Origin of the sequence: Natrialba aegyptia DSM 13077 (assembly GCF_000337535.1) — an archaeon.
GTDB classification, from domain to species: domain Archaea; phylum Halobacteriota; class Halobacteria; order Halobacteriales; family Natrialbaceae; genus Natrialba; species Natrialba aegyptia.
Map to the genome: position 1 here is coordinate 23,757 of NZ_AOIP01000040.1, position 17,260 is coordinate 41,016.

The following is a 17,260-nucleotide window of genomic DNA, read 5'->3' on the forward strand; positions in this document are numbered from 1 at the left end:
TCACATGACCTCGAATTCGTCGGGCGCCCCGGACTCGGTTTCTATCTCGGTCTCGGTCATCAGCGTCCCACCGTAGGGGCGGAATTCGACGTTGTACGCGCTGGAAACGGCGTCCAGCGCGTCCTCGCGCTCGGCGATCGTGGCGGTATCGAATCCGAACGCCTCGACCGCTGCGACCAGTTCGTCGTCGCTCACCCGACCCTCGGCGTAACCGGCTGCGATCCCGTCCCGGAGGATATCCGCATTCCGCCGCAACCGTTTCGCATCCGAAACCCGCTCGTAGCGGTCATCGTCTAGCCCGTCTCGATCCAGCGGAATCTCCTCGAGTAACGCGGTCGCCTTGGCGTCGAACTCGTCGGCTAGTGTCAACAGTTCGACGACCTGATCCCGCGTAGAGAGCGACTGCCAGGCGCCGCGAGCGTCGGCAGGGATGGCGGCGTCGACGGCCTCCGTCCACTCGGTCGATCGCTCGACATCCTCGAACGCCTGCGCGACGAACGCGCCGACGTGAGCCTCAGGAATCGCAATCCCGAGTGACTCCTCGGGCGGCGATCCGTCACCCGCGACGCCAGCGCGGCTTTCGGCGGTACGGGCACCGTCCGGGTCGTCTTCGTGTTTCGCGTGCGATCCGTCCGTGTCGGCCGTGGTGTCGCGTTCATCGGTCATCGTCGATCACGTTGTCCCTGTGTCAGTCCGTCGATCGAGCCGGCTGGTCCCCGTCTCGTCTCCCGGTGGTTCCGTTCTCGCTCTCGCCGGGATCCCGGTCCGCCGCCGGGTGCAGCATCGTCGTTCAGTTCGACGTCGAGCCGTTCCGGGTCGACGCCGCGGGCCGACGCAAGCGCTCGCTTGGCAGATCGGCGGACGTCGTCGCTCCGATCGGTCAGTCCGTGCTGTTCGAGGGCCTCCTCGGCCCGGTCGGTGCCGAGAGTTCCGAGGCTGGTCGCGGCCTTCGCTCGGACGAACGCCTCCGGATCGCGGACCATGACTGCCGCGAGGATTCGGACAGTCTCGTCGACGTCCTCGGAGAACTCGCAAAGATAGGTCGCCGCGTACTCTCGAACGCCGGAGTGCGGATCGTTCGTGAGTCGTTCGACGAGCAACTCCTGAGACGCCGCCCCCGTCTTTGAGAGGGCGATAACGGCGTTGCGACGCACCCAGCCGCTGTCGTCCGTGAGGGCCGCCCGAATCGGCTCCTCGGCTTCCGGTGCGATCCGAGACTGCGCGACGACGGCCTCTGCGCGGACCCACTCGTGATCGTCGGTCAGTGCCGTTCGAATCGCCGCGGCAGCCACCGCTTCGCCGTCAGATTCGGGAGCAGTGTCCGTAGCGAGGCCGGACGCTTCGACAGCGAACTGTCGTACGTCCGCGGAGTCGTCGTCGGACACCAACTCGGCGAGCTGTACGATCGTTTCCGATGTTAGCCCGCCGTTGGCGGCTATCTCAACCAGTCCGAGCGCGGCGCGTCGGCGATCGCGTTCGCGAGCGGATCCGAGTCGGGATCGAAGCGTTGCTTCGTCGCCGGTGGGTGCCCGTCCCCGGGCACTTCGATTCGCGTAATCGGTCATTCTCGTATCCTCCAGTAACTGATGAGCCATGCAGCGCCCGTCGCGAGGACAATCGCAGCGGGCCAGTTCGTCGCCGCTCTCGTCGCCCAGCGCGCCGATGTCGTCGCGCTAGCTACGACACCGCTATCATTGGTGTCTGTCTCGTTGGCGCCCTCATCGTCGGCGGAATCGGTTTCACTGAGCGTTCCGTCGCCGGGATCCAGGGTGAGAAACTGGTACGAGAGCGATTTCTCACCGTTTGCCTCATCTGCGCTCCCGTTCCAGATGGCGTACGTGAGGTACATCTGCTCGCCGTCTTCGAATACGGCGTCGTAGTCGCCGGCAGTCTCGTGTTCGCGCTGAAACACGAGCGCCCACCCGTCGTCGGTCCGCTGACCGTTTGCCGCGACGGGCTGGGTCTCAGCGTTGGTCAGCGAGCCGAAGCCGGTGGCGTAGTAGTTCTGCCCGTACTGGTTGTGCGTCGACTGTGAGAGCGGGTTCCCGGCGACCGTTCCTGGCTTCGTCTCGCTATCCGGGTGCGGGTAGGCGTACATATCGCCGCCCGGATCGGCGTCCGAATGCTGCCAGCTCGAGCGCCAGTACCAGATGTTGACCGGGTCGCCGTTCGCTCCCATGGTAACCGGCGGCTTGCTTCCGCTGCGGAGCATGATCGCCGCCGCGTCGCTGTAGGCGTCGGGCTCGTCGATCTCCGTATCCGCCGTCGGATCCTCCCACTCCAGCCGGAAGGCGACGTGCGTATCGTTCGTGACTGCCTGTACCGTCACGTTATCGACGCTCCCGCCGCCGTAGGGGGTCGTCATCTGTTGCCTGTCGAGCGAGAGCGTTTCGCTCGGCGCACCGTCCCACGCTTGGGCGTCCGGCTCGGCTGGCACCTCGGTGACCGATTGCAGCGGATGCGGACCGAGCGTGAAGACGGCGACGATCACCACCTGTACGGCCATTACCAGACATAGCACGACCGCGGCCAGTTTCGTCGCGCGGCGCGCAGCGTTCCGATCGATCTCCACCGGTCCGAGGCCCCACCGTTCGGAACTCACGGAGACCCACCTCCGTTCCCCGCTGACGCGTTCGGATCCGGGTGCTTTCCGTTATCGTACGTCACCAGCGCCTCGACGAGATCGGCGGCGGCGACATACGCATCTTCACCGGTTGCCCGGCGCAGGTCGTGGGCTACGGCCGGCACGAACTCGACGAGGTGCTCTTCGAGCACCGTCGCCTCGGCCCGACCGACGCGCTCGGCGGCCGCGTGATCGCCCGACTCGAGCGCGACGGCTCGTTGGCCGGCCAGCACCTGCATCAATTCGAGTTCGGCGGCGACGTGGTCCTGTCGCTCGTCGAACTCGTCGCTCGGCTCGAGACCGAACTCGTTCATCAGGCCGACGACTGTCGCGATCCGGCGCTGTTCGCTGCTTATCTCGTCGCGAGTCGTGTAGTGGGCCTCGTACGGAACCACGGCGTAGGTTCCGTCGTCGCTTGGGAGTCCGAACAGTTCGTTGTACGCTGATTCGAGGCCCGAAACGGGTGTCTCCACGATGGTTTCGAGTAGCGTGGTCGCCTCCGCGGAGAGATCGAGTCGCTCGGCGGCGCGTTCGATTCCCTCGCGGGCCTCGGGGTCGAGAAGGTCGCGAACGGTGACCTCGGTGGGATAGGTAAACGCCGCGGCAGTGACACAGTACAACGTGGCCCGCGCGGCGTGATACTCGAAATCGGCTGTGGTAGTATTCGGTGTCATCGATCTGTTAGGGCTGGTTGGTCCACATCTCTCCCTCGCGGATCTCCATTTCCTCCTCGAAGGGGATGTCGACGACCTTGTCCCCCTTGCGGTCCCACCCCTTCACGCGGTGTTCTTTGACCGTGTAGGTCTCGATGAGGCGGGTCGTCGCGCCGAACAATTGGAGGATACCGAGCGTGTGGTGACTCGGATTCCGAACGCGGTCCTGAACGATCTTGATTGATTCTTCGAAGGTGCTTCCGGGCCAGTCGTTTCGCTTCTCGTTGGTGTTCGGCGTGAACATCTGGGTAAGGAACTCTGGTGGCACGTGGTAGGGAGGCATGTAGAACACCTGCGGCTGGGTGCCGAACTGCGGATATAGCGGGAGCGCAGCCTTCTCGTCGCTCTTTGCCAGGTAGTTTACCGGACTGCGGCCGGCCGCCGCCGACGTGTTCCCGTTAGGGTGGCCAGCATCTGGGCCCCGGTTGATGTTGCCGTGCAGTCGCGTCTTCCCGATACAGGAGGAGACACAGCGGGGAACGTTGCCTTCCTCGATGCGCGGGAAGCAACCGACCGGTTTCTCCGAGACGCCGGTCTCGGGATTGTACATCGGCTTGTGGTATGGACACGACTTCACGCACTTGCGGTATCCTCGACAGCGCTCCTGATCGAGGAGAACAATACCGTCCTCCTCGCGTTTGTAGATCGCCTTTCGCGGGCACGCGGCGAGGCAAGCGGGGTTCTTGCAGTGGTTACAGAGCCGCGGCAGGTAGAACTGCCACATGTCGTGGTACTCGTCGTTCTCGAGGTCGCTCTCGACGACATCGCCGGCGGGGTACTCGCCGTGGGCCTGATCGTCGCCGAGTGCGGGGTACTCCCAATCTTCCTTCTGGGCGATGTATCCCGCGGCTTGCTCGCCGTCCTCGGCAGCTTCGAAGATCGTTTCTCCCTCCTCCAGGTCGTCGAGCAGTCGCATGTCCCACCCCATCGGGTAGCCGCCATAGGGCTCGGTTTCGACGTTCATCCACCACATGTACTCCTCACCTTTCCCGCTCGTCCAGGTGGACTTGCAGGCGAACGAACAGGTGTTGCAGTTGATACACCGGTTGATGTTGATGATCATTCCCCAGTGCCAGTCGCGCTCCTCCTCCCGGTGCTCGTACGGGTAGCTGTGCTCACGACCGAGTTGGGGGTTGTAGGTTTCCGGCATCAGCTGTCACCTTCCTGTATCGAACCGCTTACGTAATCCTGGAATAGCTCGTCCTTCCGGGCGTCACCGGGTCGCCAGTCCGCTTCCTCGTACTTCTCGACTTTCACCAGCGTATCGCGCTCGACGCCGGTCGGTGCCCAGACCTGTTCTTCGTAGCCTTGCGCGAACGCCGCTCCGTGCCAGGACACATCCTCGTCGACGATGTCGCTCACGTTCGGGTCGCCGAACGTCGGTTTGTGCACCACGTCGTCAGTCTCGAGCAGCGGGTCGAGCCAAATGTTCGTCGCGACGTTGTAGCCGACGACATCGCTGGTTTCGTCCTCGTCCGGGAACTGCTGTTCCCACCAGCCGTGCCAGATCGTTAGCTGGCCGATATCGCCCGCATCGCTCGGTCGCTGACGTTCACTGACGAGCACACGGATCACCAGGTCACCGCGATCACCGGTTATTTTCACGTAATCGCCGTTCTTGACGCCGATATCTTCAGCGTCATTCGGATGCATCTCGACGAATGCCTCACCGAGCGGTGGAACGTCCTCGGTCTCGCCGTCTCCCTGTGGAAATGAGAAGTCGTCGACGAGGCGCTCAGTTCCCTCCGGATCGGCGTTGGTCGATCCGAAGTCTCGCGCCGACCAGATCAAGTTCCAATCGGTCATCCCCCACGATGAGTGGGTCCGATACTTCGGATGAGGCGTGTTGTAGTGGAACCGGTAGCCGTCCTCGTAGAGTTCGTTCGTCTCGTCACCGCCTTCCTTCCACGTTTTCCCGCGGCCGTAGGGCGTTCCCTCGGGGCTCTCAAAGTGCTGGATATCGTCGCGGTTGAGTTCGAGGAAGCGATCCTCTTCCTTGTGAAACTCCATACGACCTGTCTTCGTGTAGAACGGTCGATCTTCGTGAATCTGCGAGTAGAAGGGGATCCGCGGATACGTCTTCAGTTGGAGGCGCTCCGGTCCGTTCTCGAGATCCTCAACATCGATATCTCGTGTCGTGATGCCGGAATCGAACGCTTCCTGAATGTAGGTGCGGACGTCGCCGTCTTCCTCTAAGAACTCAGCGAAGTACTCCCGGTAGGAGTTCACATTTCGCTCCTCCGGCGGAATCTTTTCGTCTAGCTTCTCGGCTACTCGGGCGACAATCTCGCCGTCTTGTTTGGTGTCGTAGATCGGATCCATCACGCCGTGGTCCATCTGGACGAACGGATTCTCCGGGCCGACCGTGATATCCGGATACTCACACTCGAGCCAGGAGTGGACAGGGAAGACGATGTCCGCGTGGCGTGCGGAATAAGTCATGTGCATGTCCGAGACGACGAGCAGTTCGTTCGCCGTCTCGGGGTGTTTCACGAAGTTCTCGATGACGTGCTCCTGATGTTTGGTCTGATTCAGGAGGTTACAGTTCATCGTCCAGAGGATCTCCGGCTTTTTCATCGTGTACGACTCCGTCCCCTCCGGAAGCACCGGTTCGTCACTGTCCTCGTGTGCGACGAGTTCGAGTTCACGGTCGTAGTCGCCGTGAATCGCGTGCGGATCTAACCGCTCGCCGCCGAAGAAGGCCAACGCGTGGCCCGGGTACATTCCGCGGGCGGAGTGGCCGTCCGGGTTCACGTACGTCGGGTAGCCGTCCAGTAACTCGATCTTGTACTGGCCGGAGTAGTTGTAGTAGCCACAGCCGCGTTCACCGATGTTCCCGAGCATCGCCTGAACGAGGAAGATACCCCGCTGGCACTCACTAGCCCCGTGGAACCAGTGGTTGATCCCCTCACCGGTGAACCACTGGGCCTTCTCCGCGGCCGCGAACTCGCGGGCGGTCTGGCGGAGCTTCTCGGCCGGGATCGTCGTGATCTCCGCGACCTTCGACGGCGAGTAGTCGTTCAGAATCGTCTCCTTCTGCCGGGCGAAGTCTGTCCGGATGCTCACTGCAGAGCCGTCAGTTAGGGTTACCTCCGTCTCGTCCTCGAGGCGAGGTGTAACCGGCGTCTCCTCGCCGACCTCCTCGCGCGAGACGCGATGAAGGTCGCCATCCTCGCCGAGGACGACGAACTCGCCCCAGTCGCCCTCGACGTGGTGGCCGTGTTCCCCGTCGATTCCGTGGTCCGGCGGCTCGACATCCTCGAACACGTCGTGTGCTCGAAGGTACTTTCCGTCGTCCTCGCGGACGAGTAGCGGCAGGCTGGTGTAGCTCCGCATGAACTCTTCGTCGTAGCGCTCTTCGTCGATGATGACGTGAGCGATTCCGAGCGGCAGTGCCGGATCGCTGCCCGGTCGAATCGGAAGCCAGCGGTCGCACTTCTGGACGGTCGGCGAGTAGTCCGGGTAAACACCGACGATCGTGCCGCCGCGTTCGCGACTCTCCTGGAACCAGTGGTTGTCCGCGAGTTTGTTGTGGATCAGGTTCTTCCCCTGGATAATAGTGTAGTCGGCCTGTCGCCAGGCGGACGCATCCGCGTCGCTCGTCTGGTAGCCGGTCGTCATCACGTGCCCCGGCGGTAGATCGGCGTACCAGTCGTACTCCGTCCACTCGCAGCCGCCGAAGATCGAGGCCAGTCGCCGGGCCGAGCCGTGGCGGGTGAACAGCCCGTCGGCCTTGATGGCATTGAAGACGTGAAAGTGCTGGGTGTCCTCGAGATTCGCCATCTTCTCGGCCAGGAGATCGATCGCCTCCGACCAGGAGACACGCTCGAACTCGTCCTCGCCACGACCTTCGGGGTTTGGATCGTCCGGGCTCCAGCCCTTCCGGACCATAGGGTACTTGATCCGCGTCGGTTCGAACGTCCGCCGGTGGACCGTCAACCCTTTCATGCAACCTCGCGGATTCCAGTGCTGGCTCACACCGGCGTCTTCGTATCCGCTCGGCCCGACGCTCGGCTCCTCGTTGTGATACACCTGCTCGGCGCGGATCGGCACGCCATCTTTCATGTAGAAGTTCAGCGCGCACGACTGCGTACAATTGGGGTGACAGACCGTCCAGTCGACCTCGTCGTACGCGTAAATGTCGTGATAGACCTCTTCCCAGTCTCGGTTGGGATAGGACGTGAGCGGGTTGTCGACCTGCGTGACGGAATCGACCGTCTGCGTCGCACCCCACGTGATACCGATGAGGGCACCGACCGCCCCCGTCCCGGCTGCTGCCATGAAATCGCGCCGCGAGAGGGTCATCGTCGACCACCTCCCGTGGTGAGGCGTTCTGGTGGCATACAGAACGACGTTGGTCGTCCACGCTTTAACTAAATCTCCCAATTCCCGTGTTCTGGGGCATCTACCGCCGAAATCCGTCTAATGGTGGGTTTTCATATGGGGGCACGTGTTCGGGGACGGTTCGATCGGCGACTCAGCCATACTCTTCCCGAGTCGACTCCACTGCTGTATCGTCCCTAGATCGTGCGTACGTGTCGGTGGCGAGTTGCTTCGATCTGCCTGTGAACCGTTCGTATTGCTCTCCGTCTTCGTCCCATCGACGCAGTCGTTCCGATGTGGTCTGAGATACTGCCGCTCCGTCACCCTGACTGCGAAAGAACGCGCTGGTACGTCTCGAGCGTCCGATCGATGTCGGCAGCGGTGTGAGCGTAACTGATGAACTGGCTCTCGAATTGGTTCGGCGTGAGTAACACGTCCCGTTCGGCCATGGCCGGCCAGAAGGTTCGCTTCCATCGATCGGTCTCGCCAGTTTCGACGTCTGCGCCCGTTTTCGGGCAGCGTTCGAATCGCGGACAGTCCAACTGCTGTTTGCAGCCGGCGGTACAGTTGTCGGTTGTCGCTTCGGACCCGCTCCGCGTAAACAGAACCTTGAACATCGAATCGGTTCCTGCGACGGTGTATTCGGGAGCGTGATCTTCGACGATATCCTGCAGCCCCGCCCGGATCCGCTCACCGAGTTCGTTCACGTGCGTGTAGACATCGTGTTTCTTCGCGAATCGAAGCGTCTCGAGACCGGCGGCCATCGTCACCGGATGCCCGTTGAAGGTACCGGATTCGAAGACCTCTCCCGTCGGTGTGAACGCCTGCATGATCCCTGCCCGGCCGCCGATCGCTCCAACTGGGAACCCGCCGCCGATAATCTTCGCGAACGTCGTGAGATCCGGTTCGATGTCGTATTTCCCCTGCGCACACTCCAGACCGCCGACTCGAAAGCCGGTAATCACCTCGTCGAAGATCAACAGCGATCCGTAGTCGTCACAGAGATTTCGGAGCGATTCGTGATATCCCTCGACTGGGTGGACGATTCCGTGGTTTCCAAGCAGCGGTTCGGTGAGCACGGCCGCGATGTCGGATCCGTGGCGTTCGAACGCTTCTCTAACGGCCGTTTCGTCGTTGAACGGGACCGGTATCGTTTCGTCGGCGAACGGCTTCGGAACGCCGGCACTACTCGGTTTTCGATCCGCCGCCGTCCCCTCGACGAGGAACGATTCGTGACCGCCGTGATACCCCCCTTGCATGACGACGATCTTGTCGCGACCGGTATACCCGCGAGCGAGCCGAACGGCCGCGGCGGTCGCCTCCGTGCCGGAATTGACGAACCGCAGTCGGTCGACGCTCTCCACGTGATCGATAACGAACTCGGCGAGTTCGATCTCGATATCGGTCGGGATACCGTACATCGGGCCATCGGCGACCGCCTTCGTGATCGCCTCGCGAACGCGATCGGGGAGATCGTGACCGAGCAAGAGCGGTCCGTATCCCATGATATAGTCGAGATATCGATTGTCATCTACGTCGACCACGTGGGCGCCGTCACCGTGGTCGACGAACGCCGGCGTCGGCCGTGGATCTGCTCTGACGGGCGAGTTGACGCCGCCGACAAGTGACTTGAGCGCTCGGTCGTATAATCGGTACGAGCAATCGGAGCCGAAGCTGGCAGTCATCCGCCTTATTATTTTTCTTCGAACTATAACTCGTTGATGGTACTGGCGACAGAACCGATAGCGCCATCGAACCGATTTGCCGTTCGATCCCTGGTACGAAGGCGTCCAAGCCGCAATAACAAATACACCTCGGTCAGTCTCTCGACTCGAATCCCCAGGCTTCCAGTCGCTCGACCACGTCCTCGACGTTGTACATCGCAGCCTCGTACGCTGCCTCTCGAACGTCGGTCTTCGAGACATCCGTCCCGAGTTCGTCGCTCACCGCGTCGACGAACTCGTCTTCCGCATCGACCATGTAGTCCCGGAGGTAGAACTGGACCATCTCCCGGTCCTGCTTGACGTTATCACGAACGTACACCCAGGGTACGCCCCCATCGGCGGCCCCCGCCTGCGGCGGCTCATCGACGATCGCGTTTTGGGATCGCGATTGCGTTTGCGCGCCGGTCTCAGTCTCCGACGAGTTCTGCTCCGATTCAACGCTGGCTTCTCTCTCGGACGACTGTTGACCCGACGCCGTTGCCTTCGAATCGTCCGTGGACGCCGTTTCGTCGAACGTCGTCTCGAGTTCGGCGCTTTCCGTCTCTGCATCCTCGTCTTCGTCCGGCCGTGCGTTCGAATTCGTTTCAGCGTCGCGTTTTCCGGGTTCGTCGCGGTGGGTCCCTTCGGTTTCGCTGTCGGTTTCGTCCTCATCCTCGCCCTCGTTCTCGTTCGTGTCGGGTTCCGGTTCGGACGCTGGTTCGGACTCGGCAAACGGATCGCTGCCGGACCCTTTCTTCATAGTCCGCCCACCTCCTCGATTCGTCCTGCCAACTGGTCGATCTTCTCGAGCGTCTCCATCTCGTGATCCCGCGTGCGAGATCGGTGCGTCTCGACGTAGTGGGCCGGCGTGCATTGCTGATCCCAACAGCCTTCGAAGAGCGACGATCGTTCCCGGAGTGCAACGGGCGCGGGATAGCCGCGCTCTCGAACTTCCTCCAGATACCGTTCCTGGTCGGTCGTTCGTCCCACGCCGTTCGGAACTGCGGAGAGGACGCCGATCTCGGCTTCGAGTCGTTCCTCGAGCCCGTCGACGAGTTCTTCGAGTCCGATGACGCTTTGCATGCCCTTCCCGGTCGGCTCGACCGGGATAACCAGACTTCGGGTCGCCGAGACGGCGTTGTAGAGGTGCGGGCCGGCGGTCGCCGGCGGGTCGATGACGATCACGTCGTATTCCTGTGGAATCCCGGCGTCCATGAGCACCTGGCGGAGCCGATCGTACGGATCGAACTCGTCGCCTTCACCGAGATCGTCGGCCATCCGCTGTGCGCGATTGAGCAAGTCCTCGAGGTTCTCGAGCATGTTGTGACTCGGCAGGAGGTCGAACCCGTGCTCCGTCTCGAACACGAGGTCCTCCAGCGACCCCTTCGGTCGATCGATCAGGTGTCGAACGATGTTATCGGCCTGGCTGTCGTCTCGGGGTGCATCGACATCGAGGAGGTAGGTGAGCGAGCCGTTTTGCTGGTCCATGTCGATCGCGAGCACGTCGAGCCCGTGGGCCGCGTGGGCCTCGAGCAGGGCCGCACCCACTGTCGTCTTGCCGACGCCGCCGGCCTCCGAGTAGGTCGTATAGGTGAGCATACGAACCAGTTAGTCTCCCCGACTATAATTCTCCGGTATATGATTTAGTTAGGCCATTCGGTTAGCATAACTAGTTGGTCTAATCAGGCATCAGCCGAGAACTGTGCTGCAGCGCGGCTCGCGGACGAGACGGCTCGTCTCGGCCGACGGACATCGGTGTTGGATTCGTTAGGCTAATGGGTTAGGCTGTCCAGTTGGCTTACTCGGTAGTCCCACATGGATAATCTACCGTGCTATCTCTGCCAGTATGGTGTACCGGGCCTCTTTACGAACGCGCCCGCTCTTCAAGAACTGTCTGGATAGGGCAACCGGCTTGGCTGGTGAAGTATCCTGCTAAACTGACTCACTGAGTTAGTCCTATCGGTTAGTCCTATTGATTATGTCTATCGGTTAGGCTACTTCGATGCCCTTACTGAAAAACCGTTTCGGCTGAAATAGTGGGTACTCCTTGCCAGCTCGATTCGTTGGTTATCTTTCCGGACAACGCACGCTCCTCGTGGCCAACCGGGGGGTGATGGCGGTATGGCTGACTGACCGATCTTGCCGGTCGATACGATCGGTGTTCTCTGCCGGTTAGGCTTTTTAGATAGTCTAATCAGTAGGCCCTTCCGGTTAACTGCGTACAGACGGCAGTAAAACCGAACGGTCGCTCCGGAGAACGCCACCAAGTAGCGTTCTTGCCAGTAGGTGTTTCGAATAGAATCGTTCGACGGCCGCTTGGATGGTGTCCGGTCGAGTTCGTCTTCTGCGTCGTCTCGTCGCGTCCGTTGACGGCTTTGTGTATTGGACCTTCTAGAGAAGTTTGTTAGTTAGCCTATCTGATTGGTCTAACCAACAAATCCGTCTGATTAGGTCGCTTGTTCAGTCTTGCGATACGCTGGCGACTGCGACCGCCGACCTGAATCTCTCGAACGAGTTCAGTTGGCCTATCGGAGAAGTCGCACGCTGTGAAATCCCAGTCCATCTGTGACCTATTCTCTGACGAGCGGTATATAGTAGAAATATACACACTTAACTACTGGAAATAGTCGTCACTTGTCATGGGAGAAAACCCCACGGAGCGACGATCCACGGTCGGGCGTCGCAACTTTATGGCGGTAACTGGAACGGCGGTCGGCACGGCCCTCACCGGGATCGGCACTCGGCCTGCTGTCGGGACATCGACCGCCGAACCGGGTATCGAGGCGCTGTCGTTTTACTCTGCAGCGAGTCAGATCGCACCGGACGGCGAGAGCGAACTCAGCGACGACGAGACTGTTGTCGTCTGGGCGGAGCCGACCGCGTACAACTTCGAGACGACGGACGATGGCCCGTCGACAGTCGTCTACGAGACCAACGATATTCCGCTCGTCTCCGAAGACGGCTCCGTCGTCGGGCTCGGTACGGTCGAGTTCATCAGCGACGATCAGGGCGGTTTCGACGTTGGGAACGAGGAGTTCATGCTCAATCTTTTCGACGCCAAAATCGGCGGCGAGGGGACGGTCCTGTGGGACGAGGGCCACGATCAGTTTCACGAACTCGCCCTCGAGCACTACCACTCCTTCGAGCAGTACGCCGCAAACGCGGGCTACGAGTTGCGCTCGACGACCGATATTCTGGGCGGCGCGCAACTGCTGTTTCCCTCGACGGCGAGTCAGGTCGCCGCGGGCGGCGGGCCGCTCACCGACCCCGCTCACGTGCTCGTCTGGGCGGAGCCGACTGCGGAGAACGTCGACGACGAGGGCGATTCGGCATCGTACCTCTACGGGGAGGACGAAGCGATTCCGCTCGTTTCCCGAGACGAGGCCGTCGTCGGATTCGGGACGCCGGAACTGCTCCAGGACGGTGATCTCACCGAGTCCAACGAGCAGTTCGTGCGCAACTTGCTGTCCGAGACGATCGGCGAGAGCGGCACGATTCTGTGGGATGACGCCCACGACAGCTACTACGATTCCTCCTCGTTCGGCGAGTTCGCGGCCGCCATCGAGGACGACGGCTATGACTTCGAGGCGACCGAGGACTTGCTCGGAAGCGACGGCGGCGGGATCGACGAACTCGAGTTCTTCTCGACGGCGAGCCTGCTCGATGCGGACGGTGAGTCGCTCACCGACGACTCGCTCGTCGCCGTCTGGGCCGAGTCGACCGCGGAGAACGTCGACGAAAACGACGACGGATTCGTCAGCTACGCCGGCGTCGATGCGGACGTTCCGCTGGTTGCGGTCGACGGGACCGTCGTCGGTATCGGTGCGCCCCTCGCCACCGACGAGAGCGACGTCGACGCCACCCGCGAGTTCCTCGTGACCGCCTGGGAGGATCGACTCGACGGGCCGGGGACCGTCTACTACGACGAGAGTCACGGGCAGGCGCTGGCGCTCGACGACTACGCCGAACTCGAGGCGCTCGCGTCGAACCGCGGCTTCGACGTGGGAGCGACCGACGACCTCGCGGCCGACCTCGACGATGCGGATCTCGTGATGATTACATCGCCCGGGGAGGCGTTTTCGGCGGCCGAACGCGACGCGCTCGAGGCATTCGTCGCCGATGGCGGTGCCGTATTCATCCACGACGAGGCCGATTACGACGGTCACGCGACCGATACCCTGAACGTCCTCGCGGCGGCGCTCGACCTCGACTTTCGGTTCAATTCGGACCAAGTCGTCGACGAAGAACACAGCGATTGGGCCCCGTTCGTGCTCCGGACGACGAACGTCAACGACGCGTTCGAGTTCTTCGACGGATCGGCGGATGGCGCGACCATCGACGCCGCCGATGCGGTTGTCGTTCCCTCGCCTGGCGAGGAATACACCGAACCTGAACTCGACGCGCTCTCGGCTCACGTCGCCGGCGGCGGCGCGGTGTTCCTCCTGGACGAATCGGAGTTCACCAACGAGGAGACGGCGACGCTCAACGCCATCGCTGCAGAACTCGACATCGCCTTCCGGTTCAACGCCGACCAGGTCGAGGACGAGACGCACAACGACGGCGTCGCGTTCGTTCCCACGACCGCGAACTTCAACGACGGGTTCGACGTGTTCGACGGCGTGGGCGCACCCGGTCTCGACGAGGCAGACGGACTGGTCGTCTCCTCGCCGTCGACCGCGTTCTCACAGACCGAACTCGACGAACTCGAGGCGTTCGTCGCCGACGGCGGCGCGCTCTTCTTGTTCGACGAGTCCGACTTCGGCGGCCAGGGCAATTCCGAAACCGGCTTCGACGAAACGGCAAACCTGAACGCCATCGCGGACGCGCTCGACCTCGATTTCCGGTTCAACTCGGACCAGGTGAACGACGGCGACGGCGAGTTCGACATCGAGACGACGAATCTCAACACCGCGTTCGACTACTTCGCGGAGCGCGAGGAGTCGATCGGCATCGAGTTCGATCCGGGCGAGGAGTACTACGGTCGCGTCGTGCGCGTGTTCGACGGCGACACCGTCGAGGTGGAGTTCGACAGCGAGTACGACTACCGGGACGTGGTTCGCCACCTCGGGTTCGATACGGCCGAGACGGGGGACGTTTCCAACGAAATCCACGAGTGGTTCGGCGTCGAGGATATCGAGCACTTAAACGAGTGGGGTGAGAACGCGACCGCGTTCGCCCTCGACGTGATGACGCCCGACGGCACCGACGCGGGCGACACCGACGTCGAGGGACGGCGGATCAAGCTCACCTTCGACGACGTCGAGCCGATCCGGGGCAACTACGGACGGCTGCTCGGATACATGCACTACGACCCGGACGATTTCGACGCCGATCCCGGGACGGGCGACTACTCGGTCGAGTACAACCGGCAGATGGTCGCGGAGGGATACGCCCGCGTCTACTCGTCCGGATTCGGCCGCCACGACGAGTTCGCGGCCGTCGAGGAGGCCGCGCTCGCCGACGGGCGCGGCGTCTGGTCCGCGGCCGACTTCGACGCGGTCCTCGAGCACCGCAACGATCCCGTCGAGGAGGTGTACGTCCCGCGAGCGTCCAGCATCACGACCGACTCCGGGCCGCTCGCGGCCGACCGCGTTCCCGTCGCAGCCGGTCCGGATGCCGATCAGGAACCGCTCTCCGGCAGCAGCGTCGACGCGTACGACGAAGCGCCCCTGATCGGGGTCGATCACGACAATCGCGTCGCGATGGCCGGCGGACTGCTGTTCAACGAGGCCTACGAGGAACTGGAGGGATTCCCGGTCGACACCGGCGGCTACGGCAACTTCCCGCTGGTCACGAACCTCGCGCGATACCTCTCGCACAACGACGGCGACTTCCTCGTCGAGGGCGGACACGCTCAGTTCGATGTCTCGGGGTCGCTCTCGCTGGAGCGGATGCAGTACTACCTCCGCTTCGTCGAAGGCATCGGCGGTCGGCTCAGGCAGTTCAACGACGTCGCGACCACCCTCCCCGAGGCGGACGAGCCAACCGCCGTGTTCCTCACCGCACCGGGACGGGCCTACACCGAGGCTGAACTCGGCACACTCCGCGAGTTCCGCGACGACGGCGGTGCGGTGATCCTCGTCGGCTCGACGGCGGCGAGCGCCGACCACCGCGCAAACCTCGACGCCGTCGCCGCCGGCCTCGGCTCCGACCTCCGACTCAACGACGACCGAATCGTCGACACCGTCAACAATCTCGCCGGCGAGGCGGTACTGCCGGTGACGAGCACGTTCAATCGCTCGTACCCGCTGTTCTCGCCGGTCGGCGACGACGCCTTCGGCCATCTCGATCCCCAACAGCGGGCGTATCTCGAACTGCTCGCCAATGACGAGGGATTCATCATTCGCCCCGCAGTCGACGGGGCTATCGAGGACTGGTCCGCCGGCCGCATCGACCGCGAGACGCTCGACGCTGCCGTACTTGCGTGGGAACGGGAACATCGGGTGATCGCACCATGAGCGCGCAACGCCGCTGGACGTTCGCAGCCCTCCTCGTCCTGATCGCTGGCACCGTCGCCGTCGCACCCGTCGTTCCGGCAGTTCTCGCTACCGGCGCGAGTTCACCTGCGCCCGACACCGCGGACCCGACACCCGTCGGATCGTCCGCCGATGCGGGACCCGCCCTCGCCGCAACGATCCTCGACGGCGATGGCGGTGGCGCACTCGCGGAGACGACCGTCGTCGCTGAACTCGACGGCCCGACGGACACAGTTGAACTCGTGACGACCGACGCCGCGGGCACCGCTTCGATCCCCGTTCCCGAACCGGGGACGTATACCGTCACCGTGACGGCGACAGACGGCGCGACGGCGACCGAACGCGTGGATATCGCGGCTCGCGAGAGCGAGGCCGAAGCGACGTTCGAAGTCGAGTCGGCGGCGACGGGCGCAATCGATGCGCTCGTCACGGACGACACCGGCGAACCGCTTCCGGAAGGGACGTGGGTGACCGTAACCGGCGACGACGCGTTCGGACCCGACCGAACGGGGCTGGTCGGTGCCGACGGCTCGGTCTCGATCGACGGCGTGGAACCGGGCACCTACGATCTCCGCGCGCTCACTAGCAACGGCACCGAAACCGAGACGACGACGGTAACCGTGGCGGCCAACGAGACGGTCGCTACCGAGTTCACGACGAACTCGTCCGATTCCGAGATCCCCGAAGACCGCGGTGAGGATGTCAACGAGCTTCGGTTCCGGAGCGAGGCCGTCGACGATGACGTTGTCGTCTACGGCGATGTCGAAGACGAGATCGTCCTCGCCGGCGATACGCGGATCGACGGCGACGTTCTCATCGCGGGTGATGTCGGCGGTGACGTGGTCGTTCGCGGCGCAGCCACCGTCGATCGGATCCTCGTCGGTGGCGACGTTCGCGGTGACATCGCACTCCGAGGCAGCGGGACCACTGAAGCCGTGGCCGTCGACTCCGCCGAGACGCTCACGGTTCGAGGGAACGCGGCCGTCGACGGCAGCGTCGAGGCGGCCGACATCGGCGACGTAACGGTTGCCGGCTCCGGCTCGATCGGTGAACTTGCCGTCGAGAACACCGCGTCTTGGATCGAACTCACCGGCGGCTCGACCGTCGGCACCGTGACGGGCGGCACTGAACTCGAAACGTTCGAGGCCCGCGGCGGGGCAACTGTTGACGGGACGGTAGCACTTTCGACTGCAGAGACGGTTCGACTCACCGGCGGCGCGACCGTCGGCGGCGATCTCGTCGGCGACGCCGTCACCCAAACGTTCGCCGTCCCGGACCGCCTGGTCGAGGGTGACGTTTCGATCGACGACCTGCCTTCCGGTGCGTGATACGGTCTGTTGTAACGATTTACCCGCACAACCGCAGGACGGGCGCGGTTGCGCCGGAAATGACTTACAGCAGTCCGTATGAGGGGCCGAAGCC

At 62.9% G+C, this 17,260-nt stretch carries 11 protein-coding genes; 2 read left to right on the forward strand and 9 right to left on the reverse strand.

Features of this window, described 5'->3' with window-relative positions; genetic code table 11:
• The 9 genes from C480_RS17045 to C480_RS17085 form a co-directional block, all read right to left on the reverse strand.
• Complete coding sequence (locus C480_RS17045) at positions 1-666, reverse strand: hypothetical protein (protein ID WP_006666863.1); 666 nt, start codon at positions 664-666, stop codon at positions 1-3.
• Complete coding sequence (locus C480_RS17050) at positions 663-1,565, reverse strand: HEAT repeat domain-containing protein (RefSeq protein ID WP_006666864.1); 903 nt, start codon at positions 1,563-1,565, stop codon at positions 663-665. The genes C480_RS17045 and C480_RS17050 overlap by 4 nt, the downstream gene beginning before the upstream one ends.
• Positions 1,562-2,602, reverse strand: coding sequence for an ethylbenzene dehydrogenase-related protein (locus tag C480_RS17055; RefSeq protein ID WP_006666865.1), 1,041 nt, complete (start codon positions 2,600-2,602; stop codon positions 1,562-1,564). Before C480_RS17055 ends, C480_RS17050 begins: the two co-directional genes overlap by 4 nt.
• Positions 2,599-3,297 (reverse strand): TorD/DmsD family molecular chaperone, encoded by a 699-nt coding sequence (locus C480_RS17060; protein WP_006666866.1) that lies wholly within the window; start codon positions 3,295-3,297, stop codon positions 2,599-2,601. The genes C480_RS17055 and C480_RS17060 overlap by 4 nt, the downstream gene beginning before the upstream one ends.
• Positions 3,298-3,304: 7 nt before the next feature.
• Positions 3,305-4,486, reverse strand: coding sequence for a 4Fe-4S dicluster domain-containing protein (locus tag C480_RS17065; RefSeq protein ID WP_006666867.1), 1,182 nt, complete (start codon positions 4,484-4,486; stop codon positions 3,305-3,307).
• The gene (locus C480_RS17070; protein ID WP_006666868.1) at positions 4,486-7,641 is read right to left on the reverse strand and encodes a molybdopterin-containing oxidoreductase family protein; all 3,156 of its coding nucleotides are present in this window, start codon (positions 7,639-7,641) and stop codon (positions 4,486-4,488) included. The genes C480_RS17065 and C480_RS17070 overlap by 1 nt, the downstream gene beginning before the upstream one ends.
• A 338-nt stretch (positions 7,642-7,979) precedes the next feature.
• Positions 7,980-9,344: a glutamate-1-semialdehyde 2,1-aminomutase gene (hemL, locus tag C480_RS17075; protein WP_006666869.1), complete on the reverse strand. Its 1,365-nt coding sequence runs from the start codon at positions 9,342-9,344 to the stop codon at positions 7,980-7,982.
• A gap of 133 nt (positions 9,345-9,477) precedes the next feature.
• Positions 9,478-10,122, reverse strand: coding sequence for a hypothetical protein (locus tag C480_RS17080; protein ID WP_006666870.1), 645 nt, complete (start codon positions 10,120-10,122; stop codon positions 9,478-9,480).
• Positions 10,119-10,961 (reverse strand): ParA family protein, encoded by an 843-nt coding sequence (locus C480_RS17085; RefSeq protein WP_006666871.1) that lies wholly within the window; start codon positions 10,959-10,961, stop codon positions 10,119-10,121. Before C480_RS17085 ends, C480_RS17080 begins: the two co-directional genes overlap by 4 nt.
• A 1,040-nt stretch (positions 10,962-12,001) precedes the next feature.
• Here C480_RS17085 and C480_RS17090 point away from each other — a divergent pair.
• Positions 12,002-15,820 (forward strand): thermonuclease family protein, encoded by a 3,819-nt coding sequence (locus C480_RS17090; RefSeq protein ID WP_241433853.1) that lies wholly within the window; start codon positions 12,002-12,004, stop codon positions 15,818-15,820.
• Positions 15,817-17,166 carry a bactofilin family protein gene (locus tag C480_RS17095; RefSeq protein ID WP_006666873.1) on the forward strand — a complete coding sequence of 450 codons (1,350 nt, stop codon included), beginning with the start codon at positions 15,817-15,819 and terminating at the stop codon, positions 17,164-17,166. Before C480_RS17090 ends, C480_RS17095 begins: the two co-directional genes overlap by 4 nt.
• Positions 17,167-17,260: the final 94 nt, after the last annotated feature.